Source organism: Microvirga sp. VF16 (assembly GCF_016864375.1).
GTDB lineage: Bacteria > Pseudomonadota > Alphaproteobacteria > Rhizobiales > Beijerinckiaceae > Microvirga.
Map to the genome: position 1 here is coordinate 811,150 of NZ_CP069354.1, position 14,824 is coordinate 825,973.

General features: G+C 62.9%; 11 protein-coding genes. 6 read left to right on the forward strand and 5 right to left on the reverse strand.

From position 1 onward, the window contains the following. The first annotated feature begins 236 nt into the window (after window positions 1-236). The gene (locus JO965_RS03900; protein WP_203442407.1) at window positions 237-911 is read left to right on the forward strand and encodes a transglutaminase-like cysteine peptidase; all 675 of its coding nucleotides are present in this window, start codon (window positions 237-239) and stop codon (window positions 909-911) included. A gap of 92 nt (window positions 912-1,003) precedes the next feature. Here the strand turns inward: JO965_RS03900 and JO965_RS03905 are convergent, their stop codons facing one another. Further along, window positions 1,004-1,627 (reverse strand): hypothetical protein, encoded by a 624-nt coding sequence (locus tag JO965_RS03905; RefSeq protein WP_203442408.1) that lies wholly within the window; start codon window positions 1,625-1,627, stop codon window positions 1,004-1,006. Between the two features lie 167 nt (window positions 1,628-1,794). On the opposite strand from JO965_RS03905, the gene JO965_RS03910 reads away from it, so the two are divergent. The 3 genes from JO965_RS03910 (at window position 1,795) to JO965_RS03920 (ending at window position 4,530) form a co-directional block, all read left to right on the forward strand. Then, window positions 1,795-3,465, forward strand: a complete 1,671-nt coding sequence (locus tag JO965_RS03910; protein ID WP_203442409.1) for a methyl-accepting chemotaxis protein — start codon at window positions 1,795-1,797, stop codon at window positions 3,463-3,465. A gap of 140 nt (window positions 3,466-3,605) precedes the next feature. Further along, window positions 3,606-4,028 carry a response regulator gene (locus JO965_RS03915; RefSeq protein ID WP_203442410.1) on the forward strand — a complete coding sequence of 141 codons (423 nt, stop codon included), beginning with the start codon at window positions 3,606-3,608 and terminating at the stop codon, window positions 4,026-4,028. An 88-nt stretch (window positions 4,029-4,116) separates the two neighbouring features. Then, window positions 4,117-4,530 carry a response regulator gene (locus JO965_RS03920; protein ID WP_203442411.1) on the forward strand — a complete coding sequence of 138 codons (414 nt, stop codon included), beginning with the start codon at window positions 4,117-4,119 and terminating at the stop codon, window positions 4,528-4,530. A gap of 199 nt (window positions 4,531-4,729) precedes the next feature. Here the strand turns inward: JO965_RS03920 and JO965_RS03925 are convergent, their stop codons facing one another. Further along, entirely contained in the window at window positions 4,730-8,200 is a 3,471-nt protein-coding gene (locus JO965_RS03925) for an indolepyruvate ferredoxin oxidoreductase family protein (RefSeq protein WP_203442412.1), read from the reverse strand. A gap of 159 nt (window positions 8,201-8,359) precedes the next feature. Here JO965_RS03925 and JO965_RS03930 point away from each other — a divergent pair, with 159 nt between their 5' ends. Continuing rightward, entirely contained in the window at window positions 8,360-8,815 is a 456-nt protein-coding gene (locus JO965_RS03930; RefSeq protein WP_203444049.1) for an Lrp/AsnC family transcriptional regulator, read from the forward strand. A 302-nt stretch (window positions 8,816-9,117) separates the two neighbouring features. On the opposite strand, the gene JO965_RS03935 is transcribed toward JO965_RS03930, so the two are convergent. From JO965_RS03935 to paaZ, 3 genes are read right to left on the reverse strand one after another with little or no spacing between them, the layout of a single operon-like run. Then, window positions 9,118-9,558 carry a PaaI family thioesterase gene (locus JO965_RS03935; protein ID WP_246776737.1) on the reverse strand — a complete coding sequence of 147 codons (441 nt, stop codon included), beginning with the start codon at window positions 9,556-9,558 and terminating at the stop codon, window positions 9,118-9,120. A 39-nt stretch (window positions 9,559-9,597) separates the two neighbouring features. After that, the gene (locus tag JO965_RS03940) at window positions 9,598-11,688 is read right to left on the reverse strand and encodes a 3-hydroxyacyl-CoA dehydrogenase NAD-binding domain-containing protein (protein ID WP_203442413.1); all 2,091 of its coding nucleotides are present in this window, start codon (window positions 11,686-11,688) and stop codon (window positions 9,598-9,600) included. Continuing rightward, window positions 11,685-13,712 (reverse strand): phenylacetic acid degradation bifunctional protein PaaZ, encoded by a 2,028-nt coding sequence (gene paaZ / locus JO965_RS03945; RefSeq protein WP_203442414.1) that lies wholly within the window; start codon window positions 13,710-13,712, stop codon window positions 11,685-11,687. The genes JO965_RS03940 and paaZ overlap by 4 nt, the downstream gene beginning before the upstream one ends. Before the next feature lie 210 nt (window positions 13,713-13,922). Between paaZ and JO965_RS03950 the strand changes: the two genes are divergently transcribed. Further along, the gene (locus JO965_RS03950; RefSeq protein ID WP_203442415.1) at window positions 13,923-14,816 is read left to right on the forward strand and encodes a PaaX family transcriptional regulator C-terminal domain-containing protein; all 894 of its coding nucleotides are present in this window, start codon (window positions 13,923-13,925) and stop codon (window positions 14,814-14,816) included. The last annotated feature ends 8 nt before the right edge of the window (window positions 14,817-14,824 follow it).

Sequence of the window (14,824 nt, forward strand, 5' to 3'; positions counted from 1 at the left end):
ACCATTTCACCGAGGCGGGACACCTATCGGGAGACGAGTAGGCCGAATTTATTTGGAGACGCTCGGCACTGATCTTCCCTCTTCATTCAAAGAGGTCTCCGGAACTGGTTGCTTGCTCTGTTGCTGGAAGTCAACAGTGTCGGGTCGTTCGTGACCTTGCGACGAGTTCCTGCTTGCGCTGAGCTTCCGCTGCTGACAGCTTTATTGAAAAGAATAATGCTGAACAGGTGCGGGGCATGTGCGGGATTACTTTCGAGATTTCAGGGAGGCGGAGTAAACGCCTCAATCGCATTCTCACGTCGGCCGGTCTCGGTGCCGTTGTCCTGTCCGCCATGGTCGGAGCCGGTTCGGCTCTTGCATTTTCTCAATCAGCAATGCCCGTGCACGGCGATGCTCTGTTCTCGGTTGGAGCGGCTGGGCCGACCCCGGCCTGGATCGAGTTCTGCACGCAGCAACCTCAGGAATGCGCTCACAACCTTTCCGAACCTGACACGATCGTTCTCGATCGGGAGATCTGGAAAACCATCGTCGATGTGAACGAGCGGGTGAACAAGGAGATCCTGCCGGTAACGGATCAGGATCATTGGGGCGTTGCGGATCGTTGGGATTATCCGGATGATGGACTCGGCGACTGCGAGGACATCCAGTTGCTGAAACGCCGCCGTCTCACCGAAGCGGGTCTGCCACAACGAGCCCTGCGCATGACGGTGGTCATCGACGAGCTTGGAGCCGGGCATGCCGTGCTCATGGCGAGAACCGATCGCGGCGATTACATTCTCGACAACAAGCGCAACGCCGTCCTGCCCTGGCAGCAGACGGGCTATCGCTATGTGAAGCGGGAAGGGACCGACAGTGCAGACTGGGTCTGGCTCGGAAACCAGACGGCGCCGATGGTGACGGCGACGAAATAAGCCATGAGGCTGTAGGACAAGGTTTGATTTCAGCGTCGCTCAAGACAGCGCGAAGGTGTCGTGCGGGGCATTAAGATTGTGCCCCTGCGCTCTTAGCTCGACACGCGCGCAGCCGGTGATTGGGTGATCATGGTCTCGGTGGTCAGCACCACCCAGCCGGCATCGGAACGCTCGATGGAGATGACCTGTCCGATCCCCGGCAGCGTCATTCCGGGCGTGACCCACCAGAGGCCTTCGGGACCTTCGATCAGAGCGGATCCGCCTGTCGCCCGATGGACGACGTAGCGCTGGAACTGCGCTCTTCTATCGATGCTCTGCGCTGCCGTGCTTCCCGTGCGCCCTGCCAGTTCGACGTCCTTCTTGGTCAGCGAGCCCGTTGTCGCGGGGCTCAGATCGACGGAGCGCGTCGCGTTCGCCGCGACGGCTCTGCCGATGGCCGTGTCGGTCACGGCCGATTTGAGATAGGTATAGCCATCGCTGAAATGCAGGGCATAGACCGGCAGGGCGATGGCCGAAAGGGTGAGGGCTAGACCTAAGCACATCACGATCCGGTCGCCCACCGCCTCGCGGGCGCGGATGGATTCTTCGATACGTTGAACCTTGCGCTCTCGTCGTTCGGCCGTGGAGACGGGGCCCTTGACGTTTCCGGCCCTGGCCACCTGCTCCAAAACCTTGTCGAACCGAATGCCCATGGAAACCGCCACGTTGAGAATCACGTGCAATCATTCCTATGGGTTTATACTTAACAATCCGTCACCTGATCTGGAGAAACTTGGCCGTATCCACCTGAAGGATAAGACAAGCCTCACACAAGCATCCGCGCGATATCCTGGAATGCCATTCATGGATGTTGCGCGGTAGCTTTGGTGCTTCGGGGTTGATAATGAAAATTAGAACGAAGATTTTTGCGCTCGTTGCGGCGTTGAGCGTTGTCGCCGTCATGACGGCTGCCGTCGGTATCAGCACGCTGCAAACCTACAACCAGGCTGTCGACGATGTCAGGCTCGCGGCGACCCGCGCTCTCTATGGAGAGCGCCTCAATCGGCTGGTCACCCATGTCGTCATGGAAGCAAGAGGTATCTATGCGTCGAAGGATACGACCGAAGCCCGCAAGTTCGGCGACGGGCTTCTCGCGACTCTGAAGGATATCGATGTTCTCCTGAAAGAGTGGGAGCCGATCGTTCCGGGCGACAGCAAGGCGCTGTTCGATGCCGTGGTCAAGGATGCCGCGGAGTTCAGGAAATTCCGTTCCGAGACGGTTCGCCTGGGTGCCGATGTCTCGCCCGTGGCCGCCAATGCGCAGGGCAACAACGACGCCAACCGCGCCAACCGGAAAGCCTTCCAGGTCAGCATCGATGCCCTGACCAAGCGGGGAAGCGAGGAGATCGCCGCTGTCGATCGGCGAGCAACCGAATTGTATGACCAGCGCCTGATGCTGCTCATCTCGATTGCGCTGGCGGGTACCCTCATTGCGCTTCTGATCGGCTGGCTCGTCGGCCATCGCCAGATCGCGCAGCCGCTGAAACGCGTGACCGAAGCCATTCAGAAGCTTGCCGCGGGTGACTACAACCTGCCGCAGGCGAAAGCCGGCAAGGATGAGGTTGGCGATATCTGGAAGGCTACCCAGGTGTTCGCCGGCGCCATGCAGGAGGCAGAGCATCTGCGACATGCGCAGACCGAAGCCGAGAAGCACGCTGCCGAGCGACGCAGAATCGAGATGATGACGCTGGCCCAGAGCTTCGAGGGCAGCGTCGGCGGTCTCGTCCAGCATCTTTCTGTGGCTGCTCAGCAAATGGAAGCAACGGCCCGCTCGATGGCCGTGACCGCTCAGCAGACCAACCAGCAATCGAACTCAGTGGCGGCCGCGGCGGAGGAGACCTCGAGCAACGTTCAGGCCGTGGCGGCGGCAGCGGAGCAACTCGCAGCTTCCTCCAACGAGATCGGTTCGCAGGTTTCGCAGACGTCCATTGCCGCGGCGAGAGCCGTGCAGAATGCGCGCAAGACCAACGCGCTCGTGGAGACGCTGGCCGATGGTGCGCAGAAGATCGGCGAGGTCGTCGCCCTGATCAACACGATCGCGAGCCAGACCAATCTTCTCGCGCTCAATGCCACCATCGAGGCTGCCAGGGCAGGTGAGGCCGGCAAGGGCTTCGCCGTCGTGGCCGCGGAGGTCAAGGAGCTTGCAAACCAGACTTCGCGCGCGACCGAGGATATCAGCTCTCACATTCATCAGATCCAGCAATCGACGAAGGACGCGGTCGAGGCCATCCGTGATATCGGCCTGACCATCGAAGAGGTGCATCAGGTTGCGACCAGCGTTGCTGCGGCCGTCGAGGAGCAGCAGGCTGCCACGCAGGAGATCGCACGGAATGTCAGCGAAGCGGCAAGGGGCACGCAGGATGTGAGCGAGAGCATCGTCCAGGTTCAGGGGGCGGCAACCCATGCCGGTTCGGCCGCATCCCAGGTTCTGGCCGCGGCCGGCGAGCTGGCATCCAACTCGCATGCTCTGAGCAAGGAGGTCGACGGCTTCCTTCAGAATGTACGCGCCGCTTGAACCTGAATGGCGAACGGGATCTGGCTCTGTCCGAGCCAGATCCTCTCTTCCAAAAACGATCTCCGCTCACCTGATCCACTGACCGCGTGTCCAAAATCGCCGCTATGGAACCAACGCCAAAGCTCGGCGATTAGCAGAGCGTGAGCATATTATCGACAAACATCACCGCTGAAACGGATGCCCCTCTCCAGACCGTTCTGGTGGTCGAGGATGAGGTTCTGATCCGCACTGTCATCGCGGATTACCTGCGCGAATGCGGCTATCGGGTCCACGAGGCCGTGAACGCACAAGAGGCGATCGCGATTCTCCAGTCGCCTGAGGTCTCGGTCGACGTGGTGTTCAGCGATGTCGAGATGCCCGGCAGCATGGATGGTTTCGGACTGGCGCGGTGGATTCGCGCCAACAAGCCGGGAACCCATGTGATTCTCACATCCGGAGTGGAGCGATCCGCCGATATTGCTGGAACGCTCTGCGAAGCCGGCCCCCAGTTGAAGAAGCCCTATCCGTCACAGGATATCGTCGACCGCATCAAGCAACTCACGGCCAAGGCCCGGCGTTCCTGACAAGATTCCTGTCACGGCATAAACCTTTGGACCGCTCACGCCTGTGCGACCGATGGGAACTGGATCAGGGCAGACCCGTTTCTGCTGCATGAAGCCGCATCGCAGGATCCTCAAGCAGCCGGTGGTTCTCCTGGTCGAAGACGAACCCCTCGTTCGCCTCACCCAGGTCGATATCCTGCGGGAGGCCGAGTTCTGGGTCGTCGAGGCACAGGATGCCGACGAGGCCTTCGATCTGCTGAAGGCGCGCCCCGACATCTCGGCCGTACTCACGGACGTGAACATGCCAGGCTCCATGGACGGATTCGAGTTTGCGCGTCTCGTCCGGCAGGGATGGCCGGAGGTGGGGGTGCTCGTGATCTCCGGCAAAACCGGCCCCGGCCCGGGCGATCTGCCGCCCAACACCGACTTTCTTCACAAACCCATTCGCCCGGACGATCTGGTGGCGGCCCTTGTAAAGATCATGGCGACGACGCCGCAAAGCGGCGTGGCGCAGGAATCTTAAGGCCAAGTCATTTAGAGAACAGACCCGCGTGTCATCCCCGACGGGCGAAGCGCGGGAAGGGGGTCCCCTCACACGCTCAGCACCATGGATTCCCTTCCCCTCCGGTGGCTTTCGCCATCTCCGGCCGGGAATGATACTGTTGCCTCCTCTCCCACGTTATGACCAGCACAGGGGCGGTGATGACGGGGAGAGGTGGCCATCACGCGCGAAGCTGCTGCAGTGCGCGGTTGTCCATCATCACGGGCTCCGCGGCCAGACGCTCCCACAGGCGCTCGACATACGACTGCACCTGATGAATGGCGGCTTCCTTGACCGGGCCGTAGCCGCGAATGTCCATCGGGGCTTTGGCAATGGCGAGCAGGTCGGTGAAGCGCCGTTGATCGAGATTGCCGAGAATCCTGTCGATCTGGTTCTCGTACCAGCCGATCAGAGCCCGTTCCGTGCGCCGCTCGGCCGTGTAGCCGAAGATGTCGAAGGGGGTGCCGCGCAGCATCTTCAGCTTGGCGAGAACGGACATCGGGGTCTGGATCCAGGGACCGAAGCTGTGCTTCCTCGGGCGGCCGCGGGCATCGAGCTTCGACGGCAGAAGTGGCGGCGCCAGATGGTAATGCACTGTGAAGTCGCCCTCGAATTTCTGCTGCAGCTCGTCGAGGAAGCCGGTTTCCATGTGAAGGCGCGCGACCTCGTATTCGTCCTTGTAGGCCATGAGCTTGAAGAGCGCGCGCGCCACGGCGTCGGTCAGCGTCTCGGAGCCGAGAGCGCTTTCCGCCTTGCGGACACGCGCCACCATGGCCGCAAACCGAGCGGCATAGGCGGCATTCTGATAATCGGTGAGGAACGCGACCCGCCGCGCGATCACCTGATCGAGCGTCTCGATCTCGTCCGGCTTGTCGCCGGCCGCCCGGTGCACGACGTCAGGATCGGCGCTGAGCAGCCGGCCCCAGGCGAAGGCCTGCTTGTTGCGCTCGACGGTGACCCCGTTGAGTTCGATGGCGTGCGACAGGGCCGCGAGTGAAACCGGCACGAGCCCCTGCTGCCATGCAAAGCCGAGCATCATCACGTTGGCATAGACGGTGTCGCCGAGCAGCGTCTCGGCGAGCGCGTTGGCATCGAGCGTCGCCATGTTCCCAGTTCCGATCACCCGCTCGATGGCGCGCAGGCGCGTGCGGCTGGCGAGATCCGCATCGCGGAAACGCACCACGTCGCCGGTCGGCATCTCCGCCGTATTCACCACGGCCCGCGTGCCATGGCGATAGGTGCCCGACGCCTTGGGCGAGGAGCTGACGACGAGATCGCAGCCGATCAGTGCATCGGCGGCACCCTGGTCGATGCGGACCTGATGAAGCGCGTCGGGGTTCGCTGCAAGCCTGACATAGCTCAGCACGGGTCCGAATTTTTGTGCGAAGCCGGTGAAGTCCAGCACCGACACGCCGCGCCGTTCCAGATGCGCCGCCATGCTGATGAGCGCGCCGATGGTGACGACACCGGTGCCGCCGACGCCGGTCACCAGCAGATCGAATGGTCTGTCAAGAGCGGGCAGGGCAGGGGATGGTAGCGTCGCGGCCCGCGCAGCGGCGTCGAAACCCGTCGTGGTCTTGGCCCGGCGGGTGGCGCCTTCCACCGTGACGAAGCTGGGGCAGAAGCCTTCGAGGCAGGAAAAATCCTTGTTGCAGGTGGAGAGGTTGATCTTGCGCTTGCGGCCGAACGGCGTCTCCTTCGGCTCGACGCTCAGGCAATTGGACGCCACTGAGCAATCGCCGCAGCCTTCGCAGACGAGGTCGTTGATATAGGCGAAGCGCTTCGGGTCCTCCATCTGCCCGCGCTTGCGGCGGCGACGCTTTTCCGTGGCGCAGGCCTGCTCGTAGATCAGCACCGTGACGCCGGTGATCTCGCGCAGCTCCTTCTGCACCGCATCGAGGCCCTCGCGCGGATGAATCGTCACGCCTTTCGGGAGGTCCGCCGGGACGAATTTTTCAGGATGGTCCGACACCAGTGCGATGCGCGCCACGCCTTCGGCGCGAACGCTGTGCGCAATGGCGTAGACACTCACCGGACCGTCCACCGGCTGGCCGCCGGTCATGGCGACTGCATCGTTGAACAGGATCTTGTAGGTGATGTTGGCGCCTGCCGCGATGGCCTGCCGGATCGCCATGGAGCCGGAATGGTAATAGGTGCCCTCGCCGAGGTTCTGGAAGATATGCCCCTGGCCTGTGAATTTCGATGATGCAGCCCAGTTGACGCCCTCGCCGCCCATCTGGATCAGCGATGAGGTCTCGCGATCCATCCAGCTCGCCATGAAGTGACAGCCGATGCCGGCCAGCGCCTTCGAGCCTTCCGGCACCTTCGTCGAGGTGTTGTGCGGACAACCGGAGCAGAAATAGGGCGTGCGCGTTGCGCCCGGAACAGTGATCACGCGCTCTGCGTCTGGCGTGAGCGCCGCCGCACGCTGTGTCAGGTTGAGATCGGGAAAGATCGGATCGAGGCGTTTTGCCAGAACGCCGGCAAGGAAACGTGGCGAGAGCTCGCCTGTCCAGGGGATCAGTCTCTCGCCATTCTCGTCGTGCTTGCCGACCATGCGCTCCGGCTTCGAGCCCGGATAATCGTAAAAGTATTCCTTGAACTGGCTCTCGATGATGCCGCGCTTTTCCTCGACCACGAGGATCTCGCGCTTGCCCTTCACGAATTCGAGTGCATCGTGCAGGGCGAGCGGCCAGACCATGCCGACCTTGTAGATGTCGATCCCGTGGGCTCGGCACGCAGCCTCATCGAGACCGATGAGGCGCAAAGCCTCCATCAGATCGAGATGCGCCTTGCCGGCGGTGACGATGCCATAGGTCGCTTGCGGGATGTCGTAGATGCGGCGGTCGATGGGGTTGGCCTTGGCGAAGGCATAGACCGCGTGCTTCTTCGCCTCCATGCGCTCCTCGATCTGAGGCCCCGGCAGATCCGGCCAGCGATAATGCAGACCGCCGGGCGGCGGCGTGAAATCGGGCTCAACGAATTGCCGCGGAGGCTGCAGCTCGACGGAGACGCCGGACTCGACGATCTCCGAGACCGCCTTGAAGCCGACCCACATGCCGGAGAAGCGGCTCAGCGCATAACCGTATTCGCCGAACTCAAGATACTCGCTGACGCCCGCCGGATGCAGCGTCGGCATGAACCAGCTCATGAAGGCGACGTCGGATTGATGCGGCATCGACGAGGATACGCAGCCATGATCGTCGCCGGCGATCACCAGCACGCCGCCATGGGGCGACGAGCCATAGGCGTTGCCGTGCTTGAGCGCATCGCCCGAGCGGTCGATGCCGGGCCCTTTGCCGTACCACAGGCCGAACACGCCCTGGACCTGCCTTTCGGGATTGGTCTCCACCTGCTGCGAGCCGAGAACCGCGGTTGCCGCGAGATCCTCGTTGACGGCGGGCAGGAACTCGATCCGGTGCTCTTTCAGCTGATCCTTCACACGCCAGAGTTCGAGATCGACACCGCCGAGCGGCGATCCGCGATAACCGGACACGAAGCCTGCCGTGTCGAGCCCTGTTTCTTTGTCCCGCTTGGCCTGATCGAGCACGATGCGGACGAGGGCCTGTGTGCCGGTCAGGAAGACCCTGCCATTTTCACGGCTGTATCGGTCGGAGAGCCGATAGGAATCGAGTGACGGAGCATGGTCCATGGATCTGATCCCGGAACGAGAAACGCTATCTTTTGGCTTCTCTAGAATAATCCTGAACTGCTGGTAGGTGCTTTCTATTCATTCCCCTTCTAGGGCTCTTCGCGGTAGATATTCTGCGAGTAGGACCTATAAATGGTAGAAAATGCCATAGAGGGTGTCATGCTGGAGAAGCAGGACGAGCACATTCTGGCGCAGCTTCAGAAGGAGGGGCGCACCACGAACCAGCAACTGGCGGAGGATGTGGGCATGTCCACCTCGGCCTGCTGGCGGCGCGTGCGCGCCTTGGAAGAATCCGGCGTGATCGTAGGCTATTCGGCTTTGGTGGACCGGGAGAAGGCGGGGTTTGCGACCTCCGCCATCCTGCATGTATCGCTCGAGCGGCACGATGCGAAATTCGTCGACGAGTTCGTTTCTCGTGTCACGGCGCGCGCCGAGGTCATGGAGTGCTTCGCGACCACCGGCGATGCCGATTATCACCTGCGCGTCGTGGTGCGCGACATGAAAGCCTACAACGAGTTCCTGGACGAGTTCATGTTCCGGCTACCCGGCATCCGCTATGTCCGCACCAACGTGATCCTGAAAGAGATCAAGACCAGCGTGGCGCTGCCGTTCTGAGGGGCGGGCTTATAAACAACGCAACGCGTGTTTCCCTCCCCCTTGTGGGGAGGGATGAAGGGTGGGGGCGGAAAGTAGAGCGCTGCATTTGATTCAAGACACGAGCCGCCTCTACACGTCATCACCGGCCTTGTGCCGGTGATCCCGATTGGAAAAGAGCGGTGCTTCACAGCGTCGGGATGGCCGGGACAAGCCCGGCCATGACGGGAAGATCCCACTCAGTCGAACCATCTCTTCCCCGCAAAGGAAGAGGAAGACAGTGTACAGCTTTTATGAGCCAGCCTCTGAGGACGGCAGGCGTTCTATTTGCTCTCCGGCAGCAGCGCGTAGGCGAGCTGCGCCATCGCCACGGGGCGCGTGTCGCCATCAGTGGTGAGCGTCACGCTCCCGAACGCCATGGTCCGTCCGAGGCGGATGACCTTCGCCTCCGCCAGCACATCGGCATTGGCCGCGGGACGCAGGAAATGCATGGTCTGGTCCACCGTCGTCATGGGGCGATAAACGCCTCCGGCGGAGGAGACAGCGAACACCATCGCCGTATCGGCAAGGCTCATGAGCGCCTGGCCGCAGATCACGCCATTGTCGCGGCAGAGCTTTTCAGAAAATCGCATGCGCAGGACGGCGCCTGCATTACTGAGGCTCTCGATGGAGAGGTTGAGCTCCTGCACCCAGGGCGCGAAGACGCTGCCGAGCATCTCCTCGGCGGTGGCGCGGTCGAACATGGTCATGAGTCCCCCAGTCATTGGCTTTTATCGTTCATTCCGCACTCTTGAGGCGCGGGTTTACGGATAGAACTTCGCGTTCGAGGCCGCGCGGCTGGTGAGGCTTTCGGCGACCTCCCAGCCGGGACCGTCCCGCTCGGCCCGCTCCCTCGCCTGATCGAGAATGGATTGCAGTCCCACGCGGTCCGCCTCGAACAGCGGCCCGCCGCGCCAGGCCGGATAGCCATAGCCGTGCATCATCACCACATCGACATCGAGCGGGCGCTCGACGATGCGCTCGTCGAGGATCTTGCAGGCTTCGTTGACGATGGCGGCCCGGATGCGCGACTGGATCTCGTCTGCCGAAATCGAGCGCCGTGTCAGCCCGCGCCGCTGCGAGGATTCCTCCACGAGCGCGGTGACGAGGGGATCGATCTCCCGCTTGCCGCCCTCATAGCGATACCAGCCGGCTCCGGTCTTGCGGCCGAAGCGGCCTGCTTCGCAAAGGCGGTCGGCAATGTCAACGTAGCGCTCGCGCGGATCACGGGTCGGCGCCAGACGTTTCCGGCGCGCCCAGGCGATGTCGAGACCGGCGAGATCCGAAACGGCAAACGGTCCCATCGGGAAGCCGAAGTCTTCGAGAGCGGCATCGACCTCATGCGGCAGAGCGCCTTCCTCGAGCAGATACTCCGCCTGCTGGCGATAGCGCGACAGGATGCGGTTGCCGACGAAGCCGTCGCAGACGCGGCAGACGACCGGAATCTTGCGCAGACGCTTGGCGAGGCTCAGGCCCGTCGCGACGACATCGTCGGCCGTCGCATCGGTGCGCACGATCTCGAGGAGCTTCATGATGTTGGCCGGACTGAAGAAGTGCAGCCCCACCACATCGACCGGCCGCGACGTGGCCGCGGCGATCAGATTGATGTCAAGGTAGCTGGTATTCGTTGCCAGGATCGTTCCAGGCTTCAGGATCGCATCGAGATCGCGAAACAGCGTCCGCTTGACCTCCAGATCCTCGAATACCGCCTCGATGACGAGATCGCGATCCGACAGGGCATCCGTCCCGACCGCATAACTAATGGCCTGCAGGCGTTCGTCCCTTGCCGCAGTTGTGAGCCGGCCGCTCGCAACCTGCTTGTCGTAAACGTCCGTGATCCGTGCCTGCCCGGCGGCGAGCGCCTGTTCGCTGGTCTCGACTACTTTGACGTCGAAGCCTGCATCGGCAAAGGCAATGGCGATGCCGGAGCCCATCGTTCCAGCACCAACGATCCCGACCTTCTGGACGGGACGCGGCTCAACTGAGTCGAGCCCCGGAAGGCGTGTGACTTCCCGCTCGGCAAAGAAGGCATGGCGCAGGGCGGCCGACTGCTCGGACGAACGCAGCTCCAGGAACGTCTCACGCTCCCGCGCCATGCCGTCGCTCAGCGGCAGAGTAGCAGACAGCAGGACAAGTTCCGCAGCCTTCCCGGGCGCCTCGGCGCCTCTGGCCTTTCTGCGGATCTCCGCGAGTTTTCCAACTGTGGCTTGTGTTTCCAGCGCTGTCACAGTCCGCTCACCGGTGCGGCGCAGCGGCTGGCCGACCAGTTCTCGCGCGAGTTCCATCGCATCCTGACGCAGATCGCCGGAGGAGAGGCGGTCAATGAGGCCGAGGCGCAGAGCTTCCGCCGCCTTCACGGTTCTTCCGCTCGTCACGAGATCGAGGGCAGCTTCCAAGCCGACAAGCCGAGGCAAACGCTGCGTGCCTCCGGCTCCCGGAACCAGCCCGAGTTTGACCTCCGGCATGCCAAAACTCGCGTCAGGCACGGCCACACGGGCATGACATGCCAGCGCAATCTCGCAGCCGCCGCCGAGAGCCGTGCCGTGAACCGCCGCCACGACCGGCTTGGAGCAGGCTTCGATGGCGTTGATCACATCGGGCAAATGAGGCTCCCGAGGAGTCTGACCGAACTCGCGAATGTCCGCTCCCGCCACGAAGGTACGACCGGCGCAGGCAATCACGACAGCTTCGATCTGCGAATTGCGGTCGACCTCCTGAATTGCTGCGAGCAATCCCGCTCTGACCGCCTGCGACGTGGCATTGACCGGAGGATTGTCGATCTCAATCAGGGCGACAGGAATCGTCTGGACCAGCCTGACAGGTTCTGTCCCATCAGGTGTGACTGCCGCCGTCATGGGCGCACCGCGTTCATCGTGAGGAGCTCATAGGTCGCGACCGTTTCACCCTTGTCCGTCATGATCTCCACGTCCCAACGTACCTCGCCGTATTGCTCGTTGCGCGGCGATTTGGATTTGGCCGTCAGCCGGACCTTGATGGTCTCGCCCGGCTGCACGGGTTTGATGAACCGTAAGGAATCGAGACCGTAATTGGCAAGCACCGGTCCGAGATCCGGATCGACGAAAAGGCCTGCCGCGAAAGACAGGAGCAGATAGCCATGGGCGACGCGTCCGGGGAAGAACGGATGGTTCTTCGTGGCTTCCTCGCTCATATGGGCATAGAAAGTGTCCCCGGTGAATTCCGCGAAATGCTCGATATCCTCGAGGGTGATCGTGCGCTCCTTCGAGACGAAGGTCTGGCCGATGGCGAGGTCCTCGAAATAATAGCGGAAGGGGTGCCGTCCCTCTTCGATGGTCGGAGCGCCCTTGATCCAGCTTTGCGTCACGCGGGAGAGCATCGCGGGCGAGCCCTGCAGGGCTGTGCGCTGCATGTAGTGGTGCACACCGCGGATACCGCCGAGTTCCTCGCCGCCGCCGGCACGCCCCGGTCCGCCGTGGACCATATGTGGCATCGGCGAGCCGTGTCCGGTCTGCTCCTTGGCGCAGTCGCGGTCGATCAGCACGAGGCGCCCGTGGAAAGCGCCGACGCCGAAGACGAGATCGGCGGCGGCAGCGGGATCGTAGGTATAGAGGGAGGCCACGAGACTGCCGTCGCCGCGATTGGCCAGGGCCACGGCCTGATCGAGACCGTCATAGCCCATCACCGTGCAGACGGGTCCGAAAGCCTCGATGCTGTGCACGTTGGTGGCGCGGATCGGGTCCGGGCAATGCAGCAGGAGAGGGGGAAGGAAGGCGCCGCGCTCGCGGTCCGCGCCTTCGACCGCAAAATTATCGGGATCGCCCACAACGATGTCCGCTTCGCTCCGCAGCTTCGCCACCTGCGCTAGCACATCGCGGCGCTGGCCGAGGCCGACGACGGGCCCCATGCGGACGCTCTCGAGCTCCGGGTTGCCGACCCTGATCTTGGAGAGCCGCTCACCCAAAGCCTCGATCACGGCAGACACATGGGCGCTGGGGGCAATGGCGCGCCGGATCGCCGTGCATTTCTGCCCGGCCTTGACTGTCATCTCCTTCGCGACCTCCTTGATGAAGAGGTCGAATTCAGGTGTGCCAGGTCCGGCGTCAGGTGCAAGGATCGCCGAATTCAGAGAGTCGCGCTCGGCAATGAAGCGCACGGATTCGCGCGCGATGACCGGATGCCGCTGTAGCTTCTGAGCCGTGTCGGCCGAGCCGGTGAAGGACACGACATCCTGGCAGGTCAGGTGATCGAACAGATCGCCCGTGGAACCGACGATGCATTGGAGCGCGCCGTCCGGGAGGATACGGGATTCAGCAATCATGCGCACGAGCGCATGCGCCACATAGGAGGTGATCGTCGCAGGCTTCGTCACCACCGGCACGCCGGCCAGGATCGCAGGCGCGAGCTTTTCGAGCATGCCCCAGCAGGGGAAATTGAAGGCGTTGATGTGAACGGCGACGCCGTGTAGCGGCGTCATCACATGCTGGCCGACGAAGCTGCCGCCCTTCGAAAGGGGTTCGACATTTCCATCCAGAAGGAAGGTAGTGTTGGACAGCTCGCGCCGGCCCTTGGAGGCATAGACGAAAAGCGTGCCGATGCCGCCATCCACGTCGATGAAGTTGTCGGTGCGGGTGGTGCCGGTCTGGTACGAGAGCTTATAGAGCTGGTCCTTGCGCTCTGACAGATGAATGGCAAGACGTTTCAGCATCTCAGCGCGCTGATGGAAGGTCAGCCGACGCAAGGCGGGGCCGCCGACCTGCCGGGCGTAAGCGAGCACCCCGCCCATGTCGAGACCGCCGCTCGCCACTTCGGCAACCACGTCGCCGGTGACGGCACTGTGGATCTGGGCTAGGTCCTGGCCGGGCGAGATCCAACTTCCGCGAACGAAGCTTTCAAGTCTCATGGGGCACCTTGGAATGATCCGCGCAGCCGCATTGGCGATGCTGCTATCCTGCCCGCATTATTAACCGACCGGCCGGTTAGTCAAGGAATTTTGGGAGACGCCCCGCCGGGCGTCAAGGCTCGACAGTTGCAGTCGGGCGTGGATAGACGAGATTAGGCATGGCTCGTGGATCGATGAGGTCCGGGGCTTGGAGCAACCGGAGTGAGCTGAATGGCCGCGTTTGTCGAAACTCTCCTGGACGCATTCCATGAGCGGACGCCGATCCGGGCGGGTTCGTTGATCGTGACGGTGTTCGGCGACGCGGTCCTACCCCGAGGCGGGGTGCTGTCGTTGAGTTCTCTGCACGACATCATGCGCGCCTTCCGCATCAGCGACACTCTCGTCAGGACCGCCCTGTCCCGTCTCGTCTCGGAGGGCTGGTTCGAGCGCTGGAAGGTGGGCCGCAACAGCTATTACCGGCTCACGGAACAGGGGCAGGAGGCCTTTGCCCTGGCAACTCTGCGGATCTATGCCGAGCCGTCGCAGGACTGGCGCGGCACGTTCGATCTCCTCCTTCTCGACAACGGTCAGGAGCGAGGTCCCCTTCGGGGCGAACTCTCGGGGGCGGGCTATGGCTCTCTCAGCTCGGACCTCCTGATTGCGCCGGCTGCTGCGGCCGGGGAAGGTGCTTTCCTGCGCCTGTCCGGATCGCCCGCCGACCTGCCGACCGCCCGGCGCCTGGCCGAGCGCGCCTGGCCCCTCGCGGAGATCGAAGGTCGGTACAGGCGCTTCATCAATACTTATTCTGAGACGCTCGCGGCGCTGGAGCGGGGCGCCTCGTTCACGGATCTCGATGCGCTCCTGGTTCGGATTCTCCTGATCCACGATTATCGCCGGGCGGTTCTGAAGGACCCGCTGCTGCCCGCCCAGCTTCTGCCGAAGCCCTGGGCCGGGGCCGCTGCGCGAGACCTGTGCGGTGCGATCTACAAGACCCTGCTTCCAGCTGCTGAGCGATGGCTCGACGCCCATGCCCAGAACGATCGGGGGGGCTTGCCGGCAGTCGACCGAGATTTCGGGCAGAGGTTCGCGGCCGTCCACCCCGTAGCTTCGCGGCAGGCCGTCTGAAAAAATGC